Source organism: Pseudomonas brassicacearum (genome assembly GCF_003732225.1).
GTDB lineage: Bacteria > Pseudomonadota > Gammaproteobacteria > Pseudomonadales > Pseudomonadaceae > Aquipseudomonas > Aquipseudomonas brassicacearum_E.
The window spans coordinates 489,233-511,134 of record NZ_MOBJ01000003.1; the positions used below are offsets into that span (position 1 = coordinate 489,233).

The 21,902-nt window shown below is 59.6% G+C and carries 22 protein-coding genes and 1 pseudogene; 17 read left to right on the forward strand and 6 right to left on the reverse strand.

From position 1 onward, the window contains the following. The first annotated feature begins 113 nt into the window (after positions 1-113). Genes rfbB through BK659_RS05290 form a run of 7 tightly spaced genes read left to right on the forward strand, consistent with a single transcriptional unit; the run spans position 114 to position 7,242 of the window. On the forward strand, positions 114-1,196 hold the full coding sequence (gene rfbB / locus BK659_RS05260; protein WP_123424050.1) for a dTDP-glucose 4,6-dehydratase: 1,083 nt from the start codon (positions 114-116) through the stop codon (positions 1,194-1,196). Next, positions 1,193-2,065 (forward strand): glucose-1-phosphate thymidylyltransferase RfbA, encoded by an 873-nt coding sequence (gene rfbA, locus BK659_RS05265; protein WP_123424051.1) that lies wholly within the window; start codon positions 1,193-1,195, stop codon positions 2,063-2,065. The genes rfbB and rfbA overlap by 4 nt, the downstream gene beginning before the upstream one ends. Next, positions 2,065-2,613, forward strand: a complete 549-nt coding sequence (gene rfbC / locus BK659_RS05270) for a dTDP-4-dehydrorhamnose 3,5-epimerase (protein WP_123424052.1) — start codon at positions 2,065-2,067, stop codon at positions 2,611-2,613. Before rfbA ends, rfbC begins: the two co-directional genes overlap by 1 nt. Further along, positions 2,610-3,491 carry a dTDP-4-dehydrorhamnose reductase gene (gene rfbD / locus BK659_RS05275; RefSeq protein WP_123424053.1) on the forward strand — a complete coding sequence of 294 codons (882 nt, stop codon included), beginning with the start codon at positions 2,610-2,612 and terminating at the stop codon, positions 3,489-3,491. The genes rfbC and rfbD overlap by 4 nt, the downstream gene beginning before the upstream one ends. Before the next feature lie 36 nt (positions 3,492-3,527). After that, positions 3,528-5,336 (forward strand): sensor histidine kinase, encoded by a 1,809-nt coding sequence (locus tag BK659_RS05280; RefSeq protein WP_123424054.1) that lies wholly within the window; start codon positions 3,528-3,530, stop codon positions 5,334-5,336. Continuing rightward, positions 5,333-6,736 (forward strand): sigma-54-dependent transcriptional regulator, encoded by a 1,404-nt coding sequence (locus BK659_RS05285; RefSeq protein WP_123424055.1) that lies wholly within the window; start codon positions 5,333-5,335, stop codon positions 6,734-6,736. Before BK659_RS05280 ends, BK659_RS05285 begins: the two co-directional genes overlap by 4 nt. 50 nt (positions 6,737-6,786) lie before the next feature. After that, positions 6,787-7,242, forward strand: coding sequence for a thioesterase domain-containing protein (locus tag BK659_RS05290; protein WP_123424056.1), 456 nt, complete (start codon positions 6,787-6,789; stop codon positions 7,240-7,242). Positions 7,243-7,288: 46 nt separating this feature from the next. Here BK659_RS05290 and cysQ read toward each other — a convergent pair whose 3' ends face one another. Together cysQ and nudE are read right to left on the reverse strand one after the other, a co-directional pair. Next, complete coding sequence (cysQ, locus tag BK659_RS05295) at positions 7,289-8,125, reverse strand: 3'(2'),5'-bisphosphate nucleotidase CysQ (protein ID WP_123424057.1); 837 nt, start codon at positions 8,123-8,125, stop codon at positions 7,289-7,291. After that, on the reverse strand, positions 8,122-8,688 hold the full coding sequence (nudE, locus tag BK659_RS05300) for an ADP compounds hydrolase NudE (protein ID WP_123424058.1): 567 nt from the start codon (positions 8,686-8,688) through the stop codon (positions 8,122-8,124). Before nudE ends, cysQ begins: the two co-directional genes overlap by 4 nt. An 88-nt stretch (positions 8,689-8,776) precedes the next feature. Here nudE and yrfG point away from each other — a divergent pair, with 88 nt between their 5' ends. The 5 genes from yrfG (at position 8,777) to BK659_RS05325 (ending at position 14,643) form a co-directional block, all read left to right on the forward strand. Beyond that, positions 8,777-9,439 (forward strand): GMP/IMP nucleotidase, encoded by a 663-nt coding sequence (gene yrfG, locus BK659_RS05305; RefSeq protein WP_123424080.1) that lies wholly within the window; start codon positions 8,777-8,779, stop codon positions 9,437-9,439. A gap of 187 nt (positions 9,440-9,626) precedes the next feature. Further along, a complete protein-coding gene (locus BK659_RS05310) occupies positions 9,627-10,514 on the forward strand; it encodes a LysR family transcriptional regulator (protein ID WP_123424059.1) in 888 nt (295 codons plus the stop codon). Between the two features lie 94 nt (positions 10,515-10,608). Beyond that, entirely contained in the window at positions 10,609-11,448 is an 840-nt protein-coding gene (fdhD, locus tag BK659_RS05315) for a formate dehydrogenase accessory sulfurtransferase FdhD (RefSeq protein WP_123424060.1), read from the forward strand. Then, positions 11,445-13,793, forward strand: coding sequence for an FdhF/YdeP family oxidoreductase (locus BK659_RS05320; protein WP_123424061.1), 2,349 nt, complete (start codon positions 11,445-11,447; stop codon positions 13,791-13,793). The genes fdhD and BK659_RS05320 overlap by 4 nt, the downstream gene beginning before the upstream one ends. Before the next feature lie 361 nt (positions 13,794-14,154). Then, positions 14,155-14,643 (forward strand): glycine zipper domain-containing protein, encoded by a 489-nt coding sequence (locus BK659_RS05325; RefSeq protein ID WP_123424062.1) that lies wholly within the window; start codon positions 14,155-14,157, stop codon positions 14,641-14,643. Between the two features lie 64 nt (positions 14,644-14,707). Here BK659_RS05325 and BK659_RS05330 read toward each other — a convergent pair whose 3' ends face one another. Further along, a complete protein-coding gene (locus tag BK659_RS05330; protein WP_123424063.1) occupies positions 14,708-15,139 on the reverse strand; it encodes an acyl-CoA thioesterase in 432 nt (143 codons plus the stop codon). Between the two features lie 48 nt (positions 15,140-15,187). Then, on the reverse strand, positions 15,188-17,134 hold the full coding sequence (locus tag BK659_RS05335) for a RecQ family ATP-dependent DNA helicase (RefSeq protein ID WP_123424064.1): 1,947 nt from the start codon (positions 17,132-17,134) through the stop codon (positions 15,188-15,190). Positions 17,135-17,389: 255 nt separating this feature from the next. Between BK659_RS05335 and BK659_RS05340 the strand changes: the two genes are divergently transcribed. The 4 genes and pseudogenes from BK659_RS05340 to BK659_RS05355 all read left to right on the forward strand — a co-directional run bounded on the left by BK659_RS05340 (position 17,390) and on the right by BK659_RS05355 (position 19,616). Beyond that, positions 17,390-18,478 carry a S8 family peptidase gene (locus BK659_RS05340; RefSeq protein WP_123424081.1) on the forward strand — a complete coding sequence of 363 codons (1,089 nt, stop codon included), beginning with the start codon at positions 17,390-17,392 and terminating at the stop codon, positions 18,476-18,478. A 394-nt stretch (positions 18,479-18,872) separates the two neighbouring features. Next, a complete protein-coding gene (locus tag BK659_RS05345; RefSeq protein ID WP_123424065.1) occupies positions 18,873-19,169 on the forward strand; it encodes a hypothetical protein in 297 nt (98 codons plus the stop codon). Between the two features lie 90 nt (positions 19,170-19,259). Then, positions 19,260-19,442, forward strand: a pseudogene (locus tag BK659_RS05350) (transcriptional regulator); the annotation flags it as partial. A 3-nt stretch (positions 19,443-19,445) separates the two neighbouring features. Continuing rightward, positions 19,446-19,616: a YhfG family protein gene (locus tag BK659_RS05355; RefSeq protein WP_123424082.1), complete on the forward strand. Its 171-nt coding sequence runs from the start codon at positions 19,446-19,448 to the stop codon at positions 19,614-19,616. 124 nt (positions 19,617-19,740) lie between these two features. Here the strand turns inward: BK659_RS05355 and BK659_RS05360 are convergent, their stop codons facing one another. Both BK659_RS05360 and BK659_RS05365 read right to left on the reverse strand, forming a co-directional pair. Continuing rightward, complete coding sequence (locus BK659_RS05360; protein ID WP_123424066.1) at positions 19,741-19,968, reverse strand: DUF7683 domain-containing protein; 228 nt, start codon at positions 19,966-19,968, stop codon at positions 19,741-19,743. Then, entirely contained in the window at positions 19,965-21,179 is a 1,215-nt protein-coding gene (locus tag BK659_RS05365) for a colicin E3/pyocin S6 family cytotoxin (RefSeq protein WP_123424067.1), read from the reverse strand. The genes BK659_RS05360 and BK659_RS05365 overlap by 4 nt, the downstream gene beginning before the upstream one ends. Positions 21,180-21,386: 207 nt before the next feature. Here BK659_RS05365 and BK659_RS05370 point away from each other — a divergent pair, with 207 nt between their 5' ends. Continuing rightward, positions 21,387-21,752 (forward strand): DUF1493 family protein, encoded by a 366-nt coding sequence (locus BK659_RS05370; RefSeq protein ID WP_123424068.1) that lies wholly within the window; start codon positions 21,387-21,389, stop codon positions 21,750-21,752. The last annotated feature ends 150 nt before the right edge of the window (positions 21,753-21,902 follow it).

The following is a 21,902-nucleotide window of genomic DNA, read 5'->3' on the forward strand; positions in this document are numbered from 1 at the left end:
AACAAAACCCCACAAAAAACTAAATCCGACCGCCCCCCCCTTGTGCCGCCACCCCTCCTGCCGACAAGCTATGATCCATACGTTTATCGTTTGACGGAAAAGGGCAACTCCACATGCGCATCCTCATAACCGGCGGTGCCGGCTTCATCGGTTCGGCGCTGGTTCGCCACCTGATCCGCCATACGGCACATGAAGTGCTCAACCTGGACAAGCTGACCTATGCCGGCAACCTGGAGTCGCTGAGCAGTATCGCCACCGACACCCGTTACGAGTTTGTGCAAGCGGATATCGTCGACCAGGCCGCCGTCAGCGCGGTACTGGCGCGGTTCCAGCCGCACGCGATCATGCACCTGGCGGCCGAGTCCCATGTCGACCGTTCCATCGATGGCCCGTCAGACTTCATCCAGACCAACATAGTCGGCACCTACAGCCTGCTGGAGGCCACACGCGCCTACTGGCTGAACCTGGCCGAGCCAGAGAAAAGCGCCTTTCGCTTTCACCACATTTCCACTGACGAGGTGTATGGCGACCTGCATGGCGCCGACGACCTGTTCACCGAAACCACACCCTATGCGCCGAGCTCACCGTACTCCGCCAGCAAGGCGGCGTCCGACCATCTGGTCCGCGCCTGGCAGCGCACCTACGGATTGCCGGTGCTGCTGACCAACTGCTCGAACAATTACGGGCCGTTCCATTTCCCCGAGAAGCTGATTCCGCTGGTGATCCTCAACGCCCTGGCCGGGAAACCGCTGCCGGTGTATGGCAACGGCCTGCAGGTGCGTGACTGGCTGTTCGTCGAGGACCATGCTCGCGCGCTGCTCAATGTGGTGACCAACGGCGTAGTCGGTGAGACGTACAACATCGGCGGCCACAACGAACAGAAAAACATCGACGTGGTGCGCGGTATCTGCGACCTGCTGGAAGAGTTGACGCCGCAAAAACCTGAAGGCGTCGCGCACTTCGCCGACCTGATCACTTTCGTCAAAGACCGCCCCGGCCACGACCAGCGTTACGCCATCGACGCCAGTAAAATCGAACGCGAGCTAGGTTGGGTGCCCGAAGAAACTTTCGCCAGTGGTCTGCGTAAAACCGTGCAGTGGTACCTCGATAATCTAGACTGGTGCCAACGGGTCCAGAATGGCAGCTATCAAGGCCAGCGACTGGGCTTCACTGACTTCAAGGACTTGATCGCATGATAAAGGGAATTGTACTGGCCGGCGGCTCTGGTACCCGCCTGCACCCGATCACACTCGGGGTATCCAAACAACTGCTGCCGGTCTACGACAAACCGATGATCTATTACCCGATCTCGGTGCTGATGCTCGCAGGTATCAAAGACATCCTGTTGATCTCCACCCCCCAGGACCTGCCGCAATACCGCAATCTGTTGGGCGACGGCAGTCAGTTCGGGGTGAGTTTCAGCTATGCCGAGCAACCGTCTCCGGATGGCCTGGCCCAGGCATTCCTGATTGGCGAGGAGTTCATCGGTGACGATTCGGTGTGCCTGATCCTTGGCGACAACATCTTCCATGGCCAGCATTTCGGTGAGCAACTGCACGCTGCCGCCCGCCGACCATCGGGTGCCACCGTTTTCGGCTATTGGGTCAAGGACCCGCAGCGGTTCGGGGTGATCGACTTCGATGGCGAAGGACGTGCACTGTCGATCGAAGAAAAGCCGACAAAACCAAAGTCCAGCTATGCCGTCACCGGGCTCTATTTCTACGACAACGATGTCATCAAGATTGCCAAGGCCGTGAAACCTTCGGCCCGTGGCGAGCTGGAAATCACCGACGTCAACAACGCTTATCTGCAACGCGGCGACCTGCGAGTGGAGCGCTTCGGTCGAGGCTTTGCCTGGCTCGATACCGGCACCCATGACAGCCTGCTGGAAGCCTCGCAATACGTGCAGACCATCGAGCACCGCCAAGGCCTGAAAGTCGCCTGCCTCGAAGAAATCGCCTACCAGAACGGCTGGATCAGCCACGAGCATTTACTTGAACGGGCCCGGTACTTTGGCAAAACCGGCTATGGCCAATATCTGTTTACCATTGCTGGAGAAGAGTAATGAAGGTGATCCACACCGACCTGCCCGGTGTTCTGATAATCGAGCCGAAGGTCTTTGGTGACGAGCGCGGTTTCTTTTATGAAAGCTTCAATGCGCGTGCGTTCGAGGAAGCGACCGGGCTCAGGCGCGAATTCGTTCAGGACAACCACTCCCGCTCACTGAAAGGTGTGCTGCGTGGCCTGCACTATCAACTGGAACACACCCAGGGAAAACTCGTGCGGGTCACCGCCGGCGAGGTACTCGATGTGGCGGTGGACATCCGTCGCAGCTCGCCGAGTTTCGGGCGGTGGGCCGGCGTGCGCTTGTCGGCTCAGAACAACTGTCAACTGTGGATTCCTGAAGGATTTGCCCACGGCTTTATGGTGCTGAGCGATTACGCCGAGTTTCTGTACAAAACAACCGATTACTACGTACCCAGCGCCGAACGCTGCATCAGATGGGATGACCCGACCTTGGCCATCGACTGGAAGCTCGACGGCCTGGTACCGCAACTGTCTGCGAAGGATCAAGTCGGAAAATCCCTGCAAGAGGCTGATCTGTTCCCATGAACGCGACCCTGAAAATCCTTATCAGCGGCCAGCATGGCCAGGTCTCCCGTGAGCTACAAAAACGCCTGGTCGATCTGGGTGAATTGATCGTGCTGGGGCGCGATCAGCTTGACCTGGCAAATCCCGATCAAATTCGTCGACAGGTTCGTGCTGAGCGTCCAGATCTGATCATCAATGCCGCCGCACATACGGCTGTCGATCAAGCGGAAAGCGAACCCGAGCTGGCATTTGCGATCAACGCCACAGCTCCGGGAGTATTCGCCGAACAGGCTCTGGAGCTGGGCATTCCGCTGATCCATTACTCCACCGACTACGTGTTCGACGGCAACAAGACCACGCCCTATACCGAAGCCGACGAACCCCACCCGCTGGGCGTCTACGGCGCCAGCAAACTGGCCGGCGAGCAGGCCATCCGCGCCGTCAACGGTCAGCACCTGATACTGCGCACCAGCTGGGTCTACTCGAACCACGGGCGCAACTTCCTGCTGACCATGCAACGGCTGCTGCAAGAGAAACCGCACCTGCGCATCGTCGCCGACCAGATCGGCGCACCGACCTGGGCCGGCACCATCGCCACCAGCACGCGCGCCTTGATCGAGCGCTGGCAATCGGGGCAACCCGGTGCCTGGGGCACTTACCACCTGACCGCCCAAGGCGAAACGTCATGGTTCGGGTTCGCCCAAGCCATCGCCGAGCAATTGCAGGCTCAGCACAAAACCTGCGCCAGCCTGGAAGCGATTCCCAGCAGCGACTACCCGACGCCTGCCACTCGCCCGCTGAACTCGCGTCTGGATTGTGGTCTTCTGCAACAGCAATGGCAGGTCAGCCAACCCGACTGGCGCGATGCGTTGCGCGAGTGTCTTGCCGAACAAGGCTAGGCATAATGCGCCTGTACCTTCAGGCGCCCGATGCTTATGACCCCAACACTCCCCCGCAGACCTCGCTGGCGCAGCCTGGGCCTGCTCGCCCTGTGCCTGGCGCCGTTGCTGTGGCCACTGCAGCACTTGGCCGAGCGGTATTACCGCAGCGAGTTGGCCGGGCAAAATCGCCAGACGCTGGACCTCTACGTCGCCAACCTGCTGGGGACCCTGCACCGTTACGAGGTGCTGCCGCAAATCCTCGGTGATCTGCCGGCCCTGCGTGCCGTTCTCGCCGCGCCGCATCAACCGCTGACCACCGACAACGCCAACCGCCTGCTCAAGGACATCCGCGCCCAGACTGGCGCCGAAGTCATGTACCTGATGGACACCAGCGGCAAGACCCTGGCGGCTTCCAACTGGGACAAACACGACAGTTTTGTCGGACGTAACTTTGCCTTCCGGCCGTATTTCAGCGAAGCCATGCAAGGTCGTCTCGGGCGCTTTTTCGGCCTGGGCACCACGTCGGCCAAACGTGGTTACTTCTTTGCAGGAGCCGTGCGCGATGGCGGGCAGATCATCGGTGTGCTGGTGGTCAAGGTCGACCTCGACCACACCGAAAGCCTCTGGGGCAAAACCCCTGAACAACTGCTGCTGACCGACCACAACGGGGTGGTCATCATCACCTCACGCGCGGATTGGCGCTTCAGGGCGACCCGCCCGCTGAGTGATGAGGAACGCACAGCGATCACCGCCATCCAGCCCTACCCGACTCGTGATCCGCAACCACTGAATCTCAACCCGGACGCTTGGCTGATCCAGACTCAGCAAATCGCAGAAACCGGCTGGAGCGTCAGCATCCTTGCGCCCAGAACCCTGATTGACCGACCGGTGCGCACAGTGGTGGCTATCGGCGGGGCCACATTGCTGGTGTTGATGTTGCTGCTGGGACTACTGATGCAACGCCGTCGTCATTACTTGCAGCGCATCGCCTTCGAAGCCAAGACCCGCCGCGAACTGGAAGCGCGCGTCGCCGAAAGGACCAGCGATCTCGAAGGTCTCAACCGTCGCCTCAAGCAGGAAGTGCTGGAACGCGAACAGGCGCAACAGGAACTGGTGCGCGCCCAGGATGATCTGGTCCAGGCCGGCAAACTATCGGCGCTGGGCACCATGTCGGCAAGCATCAGCCACGAGCTGAATCAACCGCTGGCAGCCATTCGCAGCTACGCGGAAAACGCCGAAGTGCTGCTCGACCATCAGCGCACCGGCGATGCCCGCGGCAACCTGAAACTGATCAGCGAACTGACCGGGCGCATGGCCTCGATCATCGCCCACCTGCGCGCCTTCGCCCGTCGCGACCGCCACGCCCCGGAAAGTGTCGCGCTGCAACCGGCACTGGACGACGCACTGGCGTTGCTGGCCAAGCGCAGACGGGCAATGGAAGTCGAGCTGATCCGTGATCTGCCGGCCGCCACGCTGTGGGTCGAGGCCGGCGAAACCCGACTGCGCCAGGTGCTCGGCAACCTGCTGGCCAACGCCCTCGACGCCCTGACCGAAAAAGGCCCGCCACGTAGACTCTGGTTGAGTGCCGAATCCACCACCGACGGCGTCAACCTGTACATTCGCGATAACGGTCCGGGGTTCTGCATGGAGGCCCTCGGCCGCGCCGGTGAACCTTTTTACACCACCAAGACCCGCACTCAGGGCCTTGGATTGGGGCTGGCCATCTGCGACACCCTGATGCGCGCCTTCGGCGGTGAACTGTCGTTCGCCAACCACAAGGAAGGCGGCGCCCTGATCACCCTGCGGCTGCGCGCGGGCGCACCCGGTGTCAGTCTGCAACCGTCCGAGGACCGCAGTGAATGAGCAACCTGATCGACAACCGCATCCAGGTCGTGCTGATCGATGACGATCCGCATCTGCGTCAGGCCCTGAGCCAGACTCTGGACCTCGCCGGCCTGAAAATCCTGCCATTGGCCGAAGCCAAGGGCCTTGCCTCGCGCCTGGAGCGCGACTGGCCCGGTGTGGTGGTCAGCGACATCCGCATGCCAGGCATGGACGGTCTCGAACTGTTGAGCGAATTGCACGCCCAGGACCCGGAGTTGCCGGTATTGCTGATCACCGGTCACGGCGACGTGCCTTTAGCCGTGCAGGCGATGCGTGCCGGCGCTTATGACTTCCTCGAAAAACCATTCGCCAGCGATGCGTTGCTCGACAGCGTGCGCCGCGCCCTGGCCTTGCGCCAATTGGTGCTGGATAACCGCAGCCTGCGGCTGGCCCTGAGCGATCGCAATCAGCTCAGCACGCGACTGGTCGGGCAATCGGCACCGATGCTGCGCCTGCGCGAACAGATCGGTGCCTTGGCGCCGACCAAGGCCGATGTGTTGATCCTCGGTGAAACCGGTGCCGGCAAGGAAGTGGTGGCCCGAGCCCTGCACGACCTGTCGAACCGCCGCAATGGCCCGTTTGTCGCGATCAACGCCGGGGCGCTGGCCGAGTCGGTGGTCGAGAGCGAATTGTTCGGCCACGAACCCGGTGCCTTCACCGGCGCGCAAAAGCGCCGGATCGGCAAATTCGAATTCGCCAATGGCGGCACGCTGTTCCTCGATGAAATCGAAAGCATGAGCCTGGACGTGCAGGTGAAATTGCTGCGTTTGCTGCAAGAGCGGGTGGTCGAGCGTTTGGGCGGCAATCAGCTGATCCCGCTGGACATCCGGATCATCGCCGCAACCAAGGAAGACCTGCGTCAATCGGCGGATCAGGGGCGTTTTCGTGCCGACTTGTACTACCGCTTGAACGTCGCGCCGCTGCGCATTCCGCCGCTACGTGAACGCGGTGAAGACGCGCTGATGCTGTTCCAGCACTTCGCCAACGAAGCCAGCGAACGCCACGGTCTGCCACCCCACGAACTGCAACCCGGACAACGGGCTCTACTGCTGCGGCATACTTGGCCAGGCAACGTCCGCGAACTGCAAAACGCCGCCGAACGTTTCGCCCTGGGCCTGGAACTCGCGCTGGACAACAGCGTTCCGGATGGCAGCGCTGCACCGCTCACCGCAGTGCTCAGCGGTAATCTGAGCGAGCAGGTGGAGAGTTTCGAAAAGAACCTGATCGCCGCCGAACTGACGCGCTCTCACAGCTCGTTGCGCAGCGTCGCCGAAGCGCTGGGTATTCCACGCAAAACCCTGCATGACAAACTGCGCAAACACGGCTTGAATTTTGCCGATGGTGCTGGCGCCAACAGCAACGCCGACGAGCTCGATTGAGCCGTGCCGACTAACCTTCACATAAGCGTTCAAAATCCCGAGGCCCGTGCATGAATCGCGACAGTCGTCACCTGGAATCCGTCCTCCACCGCGACATTCCCCTCACGCGGGACATGGGCCTCAAGGTGCTCGACTGGCAGTCGCAACAGCTGCGCTTGCAGCTACCGCTGGCAGCCAATTTCAATCACAAAAGCACCATGTTCGGTGGCAGCCTGTATTGCGGTGCGGTGTTGGCGGGTTGGGGCTGGCTGCATTTGCGCCTGCGTGAAGAAGGCGTCGAGGACGGGCACATCGTGATTCAGGAAGGTCAGATCAGCTATCCGCTGCCGGTCACCAGCGACGGCATCGCAATCTGCGCTGCGCCGAGTGCGGCGGTCTGGAAGAATTTTTTGACCATGTACCAGCGCTATGGCCGGGCACGGTTGACGTTGCATACACGGGTCGTGAATGCCGACAGCGATGAGTCTGCAGTGACGTTTACCGGGCAATACGTTTTGCACCGGTAAACGCCGTCTCCCCGTAGGAGCTGCCGAAGGCTGCGATCTCTTGATCTTAGCCGCGCGCCAGTTCCAGAAATTTCTCGCGCCAGGCAGCCTTTGCCGGAAGTGCGAGGAAGAACGAATTCAATAAAGACTCTCGCGCCGGATAGCTGAACGGCTCACCGCTCAACTCCAGCACCTCGCCACCCGCACCTTCGAGCACGCCTTGCGCCGCAGCAGTGTCCCACTGAGAGGTCGGCGCCAAGCGTGGATAACAATCGGCCGCCCCTTCCGCCAGCAGACAAAACTTCAGCGAACTGCCGATATTGGCCAGCTCCAACTCACCCAGGCTATCGCTCAAACCCGCGAGCAAACGCTCCTGCTCAGGGCTTGAATGTCGACGGCTGGCAACGACAGTGAATGCTTCACCAGCAGGCGGCACATCACGGACCTGAATCGGCAGCGGTGCTGCATCCTTGTCGGCACGCCAGGCCCCGAGCCCGGCGCCACCGAAGTAGCAGCGGCCGTTGGTCGGCATCGACACTACGCCGAACACCACGCGTCCCTGTTCGATCAGCGCGATGTTGACGGTGAATTCTTCACTGCCGGAGATGAACTCCTTGGTGCCATCCAGCGGATCGACCAGCCACCAGCGTTGCCAACCGGCGCGCACAGTTTGCGGGATGTCAGCGTCTTCTTCCGAGAGCACCGGGATGCTCGGATCAAGCGCTGTCAGCCCTGCCAGAATCAGATGATGAGCGGCCAGATCGGCGGCGGTGACCGGAGAATCGTCAGCCTTGGCAGTCACTGCCGTGCCGGTGCGCCAGAACGGCAGGATGACCTCACCGGCCTTCAGCGCCAGCTCGACCACGGGAGCCAGCAAAGGATGAACCTGGGGAAAATCACTCACGGTTGAAACACTCCACGCTGAGTCAGTAGATCACGGGCCAGGTACAACGCCGCCAAGGCGCGGCCTTCGGTGAATTGCGGGTTCTGTGCCAGCGCCGCCAGCTCTCGCAGATTGACCCGATCCACGCGCATCGGCTCCGGCTCGTCACCTTCAAGGCTTTCTTCGTACAAGTCAGTCGCCAACACCACCTGAATCTTCTGGCTCATGTAACCGGGTGACAGCGACAGCTCGGTCAGATGCTCCAGTTGCCGTGCGCCAAAACCGGCCTCTTCCTTGAGCTCACGCTCGGCCGCTGCCAACACATCCTCGCCAGGTTCGATCAGGCCTTTGGGTAGCGACATTTCATAGGCATCGGTTCCGCCGCAGTACTCTTCGACCAGCACCGCATGCTCGGAATCAAGCATCGCCACGATCATCACCGCGCCATACCCGGCGCCCTTGCCGACCAATCGCTCATAGGTGCGCTCGACGCCATTGGAAAAGCGCAGTTGCACCTCTTCAACGCAGAACAAGCGACTGGTGGCGATGATCTCGCGGGCTAATACTTCGGGTTTCTGGCGCATGGCGGCTCCTTGGCATGAACGCGGTACTATAACGCGGCTTTCCCGATTGTTTGTGTCGGATATCTTTCTACTGTTCGAGAAATTTTCCATGCCATCACTGCCCTGGCGCGACATCGATACCGTTCTGCTGGATATGGACGGCACGCTGCTGGACCTGCATTACGATAACCATTTCTGGATGGAGCATCTGCCCCAGCGCTATGCCGAGCTGCACGGTGTCAGCCGGGCCATGGCCGAGCTGGAATTGCAGCCATTGTTCGAGCGTAACGCCGGTCAGTTGCAGTGGTATTGCCTGGACTTCTGGAGCGCCGAGCTGAAGCTGCCGGTGCGCGAGTTGAAACTCGAAACCGCCCATCTGATTGCTCTGCGCCCGGATGCCGATACCTTTCTGGCGGCGATCAAACAGGCCGGTAAACGCGTGATCCTGATCACCAATGCTCACCGCGATTCGTTGTCGCTGAAGCTGGAAAGAGTCGAGCTTGCGCCCTATTTCGAGCGGTTGATCAGCTCCCACGATTACGGTTTCGCCAAGGAAAACCCGCAATTCTGGGATGCCTTGCGCACAGACATCGACTTCGACCCACGCCGCAGCCTGTTTATCGACGACACCTTGCCGATCCTGCGCAGCGCACGAGACTTTGGCGTGGCGCATCTGTTGGCCGTGAGCCAACCGGACAGCCGCAAAGAACCGAAAGACACCGCCGAGTTTATGGCAGTGGGGGATTATCGGGAGTTGATCGAGGGGCTCTGAGACCAAGTCGCTAGCATCGCGAGCAAGCTCGCTCCCACACTGGATCTTCTTCGTGCACAAACTCTGTGTTCACTGCAGATCAAATGTGGGAGCGAGCTTGCTCGCGATAGCGGTCTCAACCGACCCATGACTCAGGTTCGGCACAAGCGCTAGAATCGCGCCCCCTGGCCTGCGCACTGGAGCGACGATGGACATCAAACAGCTGAAATTCCTCATCGCCCTCGACGAAACCCGGCACTTCGGCCAGGCCGCTGCGCGTTGCCACATCACTCAGCCAACCCTGTCGATGCGCTTGCGCAGCCTTGAAGAAGAACTCGATCTGCCGTTGGTCAATCGCGGCCAGCGCTTCGAAGGTTTCACCGCGCCGGGCGAGCGGGTGCTGGCGTGGGCACGCACTGTGCTGGCCGCCTGTGACGGCTTGCAGGCCGAGGCCGCAGCCTGTCGCGGCAATCTGGTCGGCACCTTGCGTCTGGGCGTGGTGCCGCTGTCGAGTTTTGATCCCCTGCCGCTGATGCAACAGCTGCACGGCGAACACCCGAACCTGCGATTCGAACTCTCGGCCTTGAGCTCCGAGCAAATCCTCGAACACTTGGCAAACAATCGCCTGGACCTCGGCGTGTCCTATCTTGATCGCCTTGATAGCGAGCGCTTCGACTCGCTGGCCTTCAGCGAAACCCGCATGGGCTTGCTCTACGACCAGCGCTTCTTCAGCTTCGGTGAAAAACCCTTGAGCTGGGAAGCACTCATCGAGCTGCCCTTGGGCATGCTCACCAGTGGCATGCACTTTCGCCAGTCCATCGACCACAACTTCCACAGCCGTGGCCTCAGCCCGCAACCGTTGTTACAGACCGACGCGGTCCATCAATTGTTGCAAGCTGTGCACGGTGGCCTGTGTTGCGCGGTGATGCCATTGGAAGGCGGACTCGAAACGCTGACCGAACATTTGCGTCTGCAACCCATCGAAAACGCGCAAACCCTCAGCCGGCTGGGGCTGATCATGCGCCGCAGTGCACCGCGCTCGGCACTGGCTGAGGCGTGTTTCGCGCACTATCAGAAATCACCGACGAACTCTTGATCGACGCTATCTATCGGTAGATCAGTATTAGCGATTAGACGTGACACATTGACGCGCCTAGGCTTAAGGCTGGATAAACCGCCGGTATTGCCCCATGAAAGCCAAGCGTCCGGTCTGCGGGGCGCCCGCCCTCGAAATGCCCACGCCCGCCGCCAGTCAGAACTATCAGTATTGCAACCTCGACCACAGCGAATCAGCCAGCACCGCGCTCGCTGAGGAAGTGGCACTGGCGATCGCCTACAACGGCATCAGCCAGGCGGTGATGCTGGTCACCCCGAGCGACCTGGAAGACTTCATCGTCGGCTTCAGCCTGGGCAGCGGGATCATCAACGACGTGTCCGACCTCTATGACCTGCAACTCAGCGGGTCCGGTTCGGCGCAGTACGCGCAGGTCAGCATTTCCAGCCGCGCGTTCTGGAACCTCAAGCAGCAACGTCGGCAACTGGCCGGTACCAGCGGCTGCGGGCTGTGTGGCGTCGAAGCGGTCGAGCAAGCCTTGCCGCAACTCAACGTATTACCCGGCGCGCCATTGCCTCCCGCGCAATGGCTTGAAGGCCTGCGCCAGCGCATCAGTGAATTTCAGCCGTTGGGTCAGCATTGTGGCGCGGTGCATGCCGCTGTGTTCATGAACAACCAAGGTGAGTTGCTGCTGGGCCGTGAAGACATCGGCCGACACAACGCCCTCGACAAGCTGATCGGTGCACTGATCCGCCAGCACATCTCCACTGAAGGCGGCCTGGCGATTGTCACCAGCCGTTGCAGCCTTGAGCTGATCCAGAAAGTTTTGCGCGCCGGCATCCAGACCCTGGTCAGCCTGTCGTCGCCCACCGGCCTGGCCCTGCAATGGGCGCGCCGGCACAACCTCAATCTCATCCACCTGCCGCAGAAAAGTGCGCCGCGGGTCTACAGCCCTGCGACGGAGAACCAAGCGTGAGTCAACATCGTCAAGCCGACCAGAAACCCGTCCCCCGCTACAAACCCTACAAAGGCCCAGCCGGTGGCTGGGGCGCGCTGATCAGCGTCGCCCAGGCCTGGTTGACCAGCGATAACGCGCTGAAAAACCTCCGCATAATGCTCAAGACCAACCAGAACGGCGGCTTCGACTGCCCCGGTTGCGCCTGGGGCGATTCTCCGGAAAAGGGCATGGTGATGTTCTGCGAGAACGGCGCCAAGGCGGTCAACTGGGAAGCCACCAAGCGCCGGGTCGATGCCGCATTCTTCGCCAAACACAGCGTCAGCTCGTTACTGGAACAAAGCGACTACTGGCTCGAATATCAAGGCCGGCTGACCGAGCCGATGAGCTACGACGCCGAAACCGACCGTTACACCCCCATCAGCTGGGAGGCGGCCTTCGCGTTGATCGGCAAACACCTGCAGGGCTTGTCGAGCCCGGATCAGGCTGAGTTCTACACCTCGGGCCGCGCCAGCAACGAAGCGGCGTATCTCTATCAGCTGTTCGTCCGCGCGTTCGGCACCAACAACTTTCCCGACTGTTCGAACATGTGCCACGAGGCCAGCGGTGTTGCACTTGCACAAAGTGTCGGTGTCGGCAAAGGCACCGTGACCTTCGACGACTTCGAACACGCCGACGCAATTTTCGTCTGGGGCCAGAACCCCGGCACCAACCATCCACGGATGCTCGAGCCCCTGCGCGAAGCGGTGAAACGCGGCGCTCAGGTGGTGTGCATCAACCCGCTCAAAGAGCGTGGCCTGGAACGCTTCCAGCACCCGCAGCACCCGATCGAAATGCTCACCAACGGTGACAAGCCGACTAACACCGCGTACTTCCGTCCAGCGTTGGGCGGCGACATGGCGCTGCTGCGCGGCATGGCCAAGTTCCTGCTGCAATGGGAGCGTGAGGCGCAGCAAACCGACGCGCCATCGGTGTTCGACCACGACTTCCTCAACGAACACACCGCCAGCGTGCTCGACTACCTGGGCGAAATCGACGACACCTCGTGGGAGCAGATCGTCGAGCAGTCCGGGCTGACCCTGGAAGAGATCGAGCAAGCCGCGCGCATGTACGCCAAAGGCAAGAACGTGATCATGTGCTGGGCCATGGGCATTACCCAGCACCGGCACTCGGTGGCAACCATCCAGGAAATCGCCAACCTGATGCTGCTGCGCGGCAACATCGGCCGGCCAGGCGCGGGCCTGTGCCCGGTGCGCGGGCACAGCAACGTGCAAGGCGACCGGACCATGGGCATCAACGAACGCCCACCGGCGTTCTTCCTCGATGCATTGGAACGCCGCTTCCAGTTCAAGGTGCCACGAGCGAATGGTCACAACGTGGTCGAGGCCATCCACGCGATGCTCGACGGCCGCTCGAAAGTCTTCATCGGTCTGGGCGGTAACTTCGCCCAAGCCACACCAGACAGCCCACGGACCTTCCAGGCCCTGAGCAATTGCGACCTCACCGTACAAATCAGCACCAAACTCAACCGTAGCCATTTGGCGCACGGTAAAGAAGCGCTGATCCTGCCGTGCCTGGGCCGCACCGACATCGACCTGCAAACCGAAGGGGCGCAAGCGGTGACCGTGGAGGACTCGTTCAGCATGGTTCACGCCTCCAACGGCCAACTCCAGCCGCTGTCGAAACAGATGCGCTCGGAGCCATCGATCATCGCCGGTATCGCCGCGGCGACCCTGGGTTCCAGGCCCGTCGACTGGAACTGGCTGGTGGCCGACTACCGTCGCATTCGCGAGCTGATCGCCGACACCATTCCAGGCTTCAAGGACTTCAACCAGAAGATCGAGAACCCCGGCGGCTTCTACCTGGGCAACAGCGCGGGTGCTCGCCGCTGGAACACTTCGACCGGTCGCGCCAATTTCCGTCCGAATATCCTGCCGGCCGATCTGGTACACGAGCGCACCCGCGCCACTGGGCAGTTGCCGGACCTGATCATGCAATCAATGCGCTCTCACGATCAGTACAACACCACCATTTATGGTCTCGACGACCGTTATCGTGGGGTCAAGGGCCAGCGTGACGTGCTGTTCGTCAACGAAGCCGACATCATTCGCCTGGGCTTCAAACCGGGACAAAAAGCCGACATCGTGTCGATCTGGGATGACGGCCGTGAGCGCCGCGTCAAAGGCTTCACCTTGCTGGCGTTCGATATTCCCGCCGGACAAGCCGCCGCTTACTATCCGGAAGTGAACCCGCTGGTGCCACTGGAAAGCATCGGTGACGGCAGCCACACGCCGACCTCGAAATTCGTTGCGATCCGTTTGGAAGCAGCGAGCGAGACCGGGTTGATCATGGCCAGGTCGGCGTAACGCGGCGTCTGGTCCGGCCTCATCGCGAGCAAGCTCGCTCCCACATTTGATCTTCAGTGAGCACAGCCCTTGTGTTCGACAAGGAACCCCTGTGGGAGCGAGCTTGCTCGCGATGGCGTCCGACCATGCGACACAGGTATCGGCACTGTTAGTACACTTTCCAAACGCCCACAAAAAAGGCCGCTTTTGCATAAAAGCGGCCTGTCCGAAGTAGCTAAAGACCAGCGAAAATCGATTAAGTTCCGTCTATAAAACAATAACTTAGCAAATTGTGCACAAGTCGTGTTACTCGTCGGATTTCGATTGTAACCATCACGACACAGCCTCAGGATCGCGCCGTCATCCCTTTGAGGCTCCTCTCATGAAGTTCTCCTCGATTCTCTTGTTGTCCCTTGGCCTGATCAGTGGCGCCGCATCTGCCGGTGGCACCGCCGAGGCAGGTGTTGGCGGCGCATTGGGCGGGGTACTTGGCTCGGTGGTTGGTCAATCGCTGGGCGGCAGCACCGGTTCGACCATTGGCGCAGCCTTGGGCGGCGCCGGTGGTAGTGCAGTAGGTGCCAACAGACACAGCCGTGGCGAAGCCGCCATCGGTGGTGCGCTCGGCGCAGCCGGCGGTAACGTAGTCGGCCGCAGCATGGGCGGCACTACGGGCAGCCTGATCGGCGCAGCCGCCGGCGGTGGCGTGGGCGGTGCGCTGGGTAACCATATGGGCAACAGCAGCTATGACGAAGACCGTGGCGGTCGTGACCGTGGTGGCCGCCGTTACTACCGCGATGACGATGACCACCGCGGTCGTGGTCATGCTTACGGCCATCGCAAGCATCACCACTACTATCGTGATCGCGACTAATCGCTGATTGGCATCACGAAAGAGATTCCAAAAAATCGCAGCCCTCGGGCTGCGATTTTTCGTTTCACACCACCAACCGCTCCAACGCCCCGCGCAACCCGCCAGGAATCGCCACGGGTTGATTCGAGGCCCGATCCACAAACACATGCACAAAGCGTCCTGCCGCGCAGGCGTCCTCTTCCTCGGCCTTGAACACCGCCAGTTCGTACTGCACCGAGCTATTGCCCAACTTGCCCACCCGCAATCCGATTTCAATGCGCTCGGGAAAAGCGATTGAGGCGAAGTAATCGCACGCCGAACTGACCACAAACCCCACCACTTCACCGTCGTGAATATCCAGGCCACCGACTTCGATCAGGTAAGTATTCACCGCCGTGTCGAAGAAGCTGTAGTAGGTCACGTTGTTCACATGGCCATAGACATCGTTGTCGTGCCAGCGGGTGATGATCGGCTGGAAGTGGCGGTAGTCGGAGCGTTGGGGCATCGGATTGGACATCAGTGTCGGTTCCTGGAATTGAACAGCCAGTCTAAGGCGAAAACCGCGTTATCGTTCTTCGCGAGCATCGGAACGCTGCCGGGCCCACTCGCGCACCTCGGCATACGGATAATCCTCCAGCGTCGCAAACCCCGGAATCGCCCGCGCCTTGAGCTTGGTAAACAGCGGCACGCTGATACCGCACAAGAACCGTGTCAACCGCTCCGCACCCGGCACATGGCCGTTGTACGCTTCGTGCCTGTGGATAAAATCACCACACAGCGCCTCGAAGTTTTTATCCACAAGCGCTGGCAGCTCAGGCGGTTCCGGCAGACGGGCAACCTGCCCATGGCACACCGAACAATGCCCACACTGCTGTGGCGCGTTTTCGTCGCCGAAGTACTGCGCCAACCGGTAACCCAGACAGTGCTCGGTGGCGAACAGATCGAGCATCGCGTGGATCCGGGCGATCTCCGTGCGTTCATGTTGTGTGAAGTAACCATGCAATTGGCTGCTCAACACCTGGGCATCGAAGTCCGTCATCAGCAGGCTGTAGACCTCGGTCATCTGCTTGCTTTCAAGCTCGACCCAGCCCTTCTCCTGAAAGTAATCCAGCGCCTTGACCACCCGATTGCGTTCGGCCTGATGCTGTTGGTACAGCGCATCGAAATTCACCGTGGCCCAGGTTCGCGCACGGCTGGAGGTCTGGATGATCGCCTCGACGAAGTCCCGTCGCTCGCCCTCGAAACGCGCCAACAAGGCTTCAGGCTCCAGCAGGAACTTGAAACGGTATTCGGCGAAATAGGCGTAACGCGGTGCGATCAAGCCTTTGAGTTCAAGCTGCACCAGCAAGGTCTTGAGCGGTAGTTGGCGAATATTGCTCTGGTCGGCCAGCGGCCCCAGCAAAAACTCCCATTGGCCATCCGGCGCGGCCGCTTGCAGTTCGTCGAGCACACAACGGATGCCGTCCAGTTCTGGCGTATCACCGTAAACGAAGTTTTCCAACACGTTGAGACTGTCGCGGTTGGCCAACACCAGGCAGTCGGAAGGTTGCCCGTCGCGTCCGGCACGGCCGATTTCCTGGCTGTAGTTTTCGATGGATTTCGGCAAGTCGAAATGCACCACGTTGCGGATGTCGCTCTTGTCGATGCCCATGCCGAACGCGATGGTGGCGACGATGCAATTGGACTGCCCGCCCATGAACCGCCGCTGAATCGCTTCCCGTTGTTCATGGGGTAAACCGGCGTGATAGGCCTCGGCCTGAAGACCGTTTTGGCTCAGGTGCTGGGCAATCTGCTCAGCGGTTTTCTGCAAGGTCACGTAGACGATGCTCGGCTGCCCGGCACGCTGGCCCATCCATTCCACCAGACGGCGGCGCTTGTCCTGACCACGCACTGGTTCAACCAGCAAATTCAGGTTGGGGCGATAGAAGCCGGTGGTCACCACGTCGTCCGCCGCGATGGCGAATTTCGCCTGCATGTCAGCGATCACTTTGGGCGTGGCAGTGGCGGTCAACAGCAAGGTTTGCGGGATATTGAACTGGCGCTGGTAGTCCGGCAGCTTCAGGTAGTCGGGGCGAAAATTGTGCCCCCATTCGGAGATACAGTGCGCCTCGTCCACCACCAGCAACGAGATCGGCACTTGCTGCAGAAAGTTGCGAAAACGCTCGTTCTTCAGGCGCTCCACGGAAATCATCAGGATCTTCAACTCGCCAGACCTGGCCCGCGCCATCACCTCATTGGCGTCGTCACGGCTCTGCGCCGAATCGATACTCGCCGCCGCAATGCCATGGCGCTGCAAGAACGCCAATTGGTCCTGCATCAGCGCCAGCAACGGCGACACCACCAGCGTCAGGTGTGGCAGCAACAAGGCCGGCAACTGATAGCACAAGGACTTGCCGGAGCCGGTCGGAAAAATCGCCGCCGCCGAGCGCCCGGCCAACACCGCACTGACCGCCGCCTCCTGGCCGGGTCGGAACTGTGGATAACCAAAGACCTGTTCGAGGGTGTTGTGCATAAGCTGTCACTCCGTTGACTGCTGCCATGCCGAAAGCCTAGCCGGCTAAAGCAGCGAGTCGAGAAAAGGTCGTGGGTAAAACACTACAGATTGATACAACCGGAACTAAAAATCAGCTCACGGGAAAACGACTTCATCGGTAAGGTCAGCGCTCACATAAAGCGTCTTCCAATTGAAAACGCTACCGTCCGCGAGCACCTCATCATGGCAGGAAGCCTGATGTGCGCGGATGCCACACACATGAAGGACCACACCATGCATCAAACACACCTCCCACCGTGTTTTTCGCGGTCGCCGCGCGCCGCCCTGATGACCCTGCCTCTGCTGTTGAGCGGGTGCCTTACAGTGCACGCACAGCCTGACGTCGGACCTGCGGCTCAAGCCTTTGAAACAGCGGAATACCACGCTCAAAAAGGATTGGCGATCATCAAGGCATCGGCACTTTACGCTCGCGGTGGTACCGGACAGGGCGTCAGTGTCGCATTGGTCGACTCAGGCCTGAATGCCGACTTGCCCGAGTTTTCGGGACGTATCAGCGATCCAGGATACGACTACGTCACCAGCAGCCCTGGCACCTTCGACAGAATCGGCCATGGTACACAGATGGCCGGCATCCTCGCTGCCAATAAAGACGATCAGGGCATGCACGGTGTTGCATACAACGCTCAACTGATCCCGCTGCGCTTTGGTGATAACGATGAGCCGTTCTTTTTCGACAGCGAAATTTCCCAATCATGGAAGTACGCGTTTGATAAAGGTGCACACATCTTCAGTAACTCTTGGGCCAACTCCATCCCGGCCACCGAGATAACCGAATCCCGCTACAACCAGGTCATGCCAGAGTCCCTTGCTGTGGCACGACAGTTGGTCAAAGACGGTGCGGTTTTCGTCTTTCCGACAGGTAATGAATTGAAACGCGAACCCCTGGCTGAAGCGGGCCTGCCACTGGCAATTCCCGAATTGGAGAAAGGCTGGATCGCTGTTGTCGCCCTGAAACAGGATGGTACGGCCATTAACGCCAAATCCAACTACTGTGGCGTGGCCAGGCGCTGGTGCATCGCCGTACCCGGTGGAGACTCCGGTCCCGACGCTGGCCTGCAAACCACCCTAAAGTCCGGCGGCTACGGTCAAACAGCTGGGACCTCGCCTGCTGTGGCCATGGTCAGCGGCGCACTGGCGGCGCTACAAAGTCGCTACCCGCACTGGAGCCCACAACAGGTACGCGAACGTTTGCTCGAAAGCGCAAACCGAACCGGCACCTACGCCAACAGTGAGGCTTATGGTCGGGGCCTGCTGGACCTTGAAGCCGCCTCGCGTCCGGCACCAGACTACCTGGCCGAGTAAGCCAGTCATTGCAGTGTTGATGCACAGCAGCCTTCGAGACGATCGCTGCTGTGTTCAGTTTCCCGAGCATTGTCCTCACCCACTGGCTCTCGCTACGTAATTGACTGCGTTTGAACTTACGAAATGCCCTACGCAGTCTGGCGCACGCACTACTGCGGTTTTATCCGCCACGCCTGACAAGTGCGTAGGAAATTCGACCTCTAGGGGAGTCACTGAAAAAAACCTCGGGTAGTGCGTAGTCCCCTGCCTTGCGGGCAAGTAAACTCCCTACAAGACCTGTCCATTCGGGCTGTCTTGCGAGACTTTGGAGTGGGATTCTATAGTTTGCAGCGCGGCTAAACCCCGTGTGTCGGCCTGCAGGAGCGACGTCGCGACTTCCTATAGGACACGTTCAATGAACCCGCACGATCCGTCAAACAACCGCTATCGCCCGCTCAAAACCAACTACAGCGAAACCCCGGTTCTGGTCATCGACACCGAGGCCAATCCCCACGCCATCCTGGACGCCGCCCGACAACGCATCCGCGCCTCCAGCGACCTGCTCGAAACGCTTTATTGCCTGTGCTTCAAGCAAGCGGATGTGAAAGACATTCCCCACATCACCCACGCCCTGTACCTGCTGACTCAAGACGGCCGCGACCTGCTCCAGGTTGCCCAGCAACGCATGCTGAACTGGAAAGCGCCGGCCTGAAGTCCGAGTGAACAGATCGTTCCCACGTTCTGCGTGAGAACGATCGAACGCAAAGCGTTGAAACGCCTTCATCGAACACTGGAAATAATCATGAGCAAGTTTTTTGATGAGCTGATGGAAAGCGTGCAACAGATGGACGAGATCGTACGGGGTGAACGCCTACCTTCCCGCGAATTCCATGTTGACGCGTTGCACGTCAAAGAAATTCGTAAGGCTACCGGTCTGACTCAGGCCAAATTCGCAGCGTTGATCGACGTCGAACTCGGCACTCTGTGCATGAGTGAACTGACGTTTCAGCAAAAGCAGGATTATTACGACAAGGTGCGCCGATCAAATTATCTGGCGAGCTTACGTCTCGAAGGCTTCGACACCTCACGTGCCGATGCAGATAAGCCGCTCCCCACGCGGGAATCGGTACTCAGAAAATATCGTCAGAATCCACGTTAATGTTGGATAAATACGGGGGCGGCCAAGACCCCTATTGCTACCGCTGATAGCGGCGTTCTGCGTAACCTGCTCGATATCCACCTGCTGCCAGATCCTGCCTTGGTTCCACAGAACCCTCTCCCCTTCAGCCAGAAGAAGTTAGATAAAGATCCAACCCTTCAGGAAAAACCACAGAGGCCAAGCGCTCAATCTCAAGCGCCTGCGCTGCTGTCAGTCGGAAATCCACACCAATGCATTCATTGGTGTTCGTCCATTGCATCACGGGGGTCAAGTCCGCCACCGACAGACTAATACCGTGTTCAAAAACCAGTTCATCCCTACCAGGATGAAATCCCATCACCGAAAAAATCATGGTTCTATCTCTCGCGTCTTATCCGCACTTTTTGTCTGTTCGCCCGTGATGTGATCGAACTCGCCTAGATGTTTCCCGCGCTTGTTGTACTTCTCCAGAGCACCATGCTGCCGATCCCACTCATAAATATTACCCGCCCGATCAGTCCAACGTGGACGTAAACCACCCCCTCCTTGTACGGATGTTTTTGATCTTCCGCGAACAAGATCAGGAAAAGCAGGGAGGACACCTTTAGGGGTTGGGTGATATTTGTGATCGGAAACACTTAACACAACGTAGAGCGGCCGAACCCCAGAATCTGCCGGAAACACCAGAATGAAATCCTGATACTCCGGCGGATAAACCGGGCTGACGATGATCCTGTCAGCCGCCTCCGTCGGCGGAAAAATCCACACTTGGGGCGCTTGTGGTGCCGCTTCCAGCGCCGGGATACCCAACGTATCTGCCGGGTTCACTGCGGGCGTCCAGATCAACTCAACTCCGCCGCCAAAGTCAGCCACTTGTTGAGAGCCGCGAACCTCAAACGTCACGACGGGGATCATCTCCCAATCACGTCGGCTCTGAGTGTTGTACCCATAGCCTTTGAGCGTACCGTCAACCTGCTCTTCTATTCGCAGTCGGACGCGAGTTCGGGCTTGCTTGAGCGACCTGAGTTGGTCGTCGGTATATAACGCGCCATCACCCAGACTCGAGGGAGCAAGCAAAGCGACCAAACCCACCAATGCACCCGCAGCAACGCCAGCGGTGACGACTCCGGCGCTAGTACTCGCAACTGAGGCCGCTGCAGGCGCAATCGCTATACCACCCAATGCCAAAGAGCCGATGCCCGCAGGTAAAACTCCGCTGATTTTCTTCAGCGGTAAGCAGCCGGAATCATCGGCCTGACGACCTCCCAGCAAGGTGAACTCGCCATACTCGTTAACGCTGTCCGTCGGCACGAACCCGGATGGGCTGACGTAGTCGATGATTGAGTCCGGCAACTTGCAGGACTTGGCAAATACACAGCCAGCGATCGACTGGCGCTTTTTCTGAAACTCCACCTCCCGGCTCTTTTCGAATACGTCCTGTCTGGCGAGCATGGCTTCGTAAGCTTTTTGCCTGGCCTCTCTTTCCGCCAACTCGCTAGCGGTCATGTCTCGTAGACGGCGGTAACCCCCTCCATCGGTGTCGTAGTGCTGCCACACTTGCGGTGTGTCCTTGCTCCTGCTCATCCGTCCCCCTCTCGGTAGCCTCTGAAAACCTCAAGCTTGAAGCTGAGGCCGATGACGTTACCGAGTGTTGGAGGATGTGGTTGTAGGGTGACTCTGGACCTGCCGTGCGATTCTTCTTCATCGCCAATTGCTGACGATTACACTCTAAACTTGCCGCCAAACCAGGCTAAAACTGCCCGACCGGCATACCCCTACGGACGATGCACCATGAACCTCGCCCCCAACTTCCCCGACGACCACGCCATGCAGTTACTCATGCAGCTGCTGCACGAAGAACTCGGCCTGCCCGAACGCAAAACCATCAGCCTCACCACCTCGATCAATTTCGATCTGGGCTGCGATGGCTCAGACGCTCGGCACCTGATGGAAGCCTTGGAAGAACAGTTCGCCATCGACTTCGTCGACTACGACGCCTATCGCTACTTTCAACCGGAAGGCTTTGACGTGTTCCTCAAGCGCAGGGCCAGGGGTCGTGGTGACAAAGTCCCGCTGACCATCGGCATGCTCTACCGGGCCATCAAGTCCCAGCATTGGAATACGCAGGAACTGGAAGGCATTCAGCCGAACGCATAAGTGGCATTATTCTGGCCGTTTATCGCCTTTTGAGCTGGAATATTGGTAGTTCTGTCTTCGCTGGTCTGAATGACCAAAACAAAAGGCCCGCAGCGATGCGTAATGCTGTTCACTTAAGCGGAGCAGCCTTACGGTCTACTGGAAAACGGG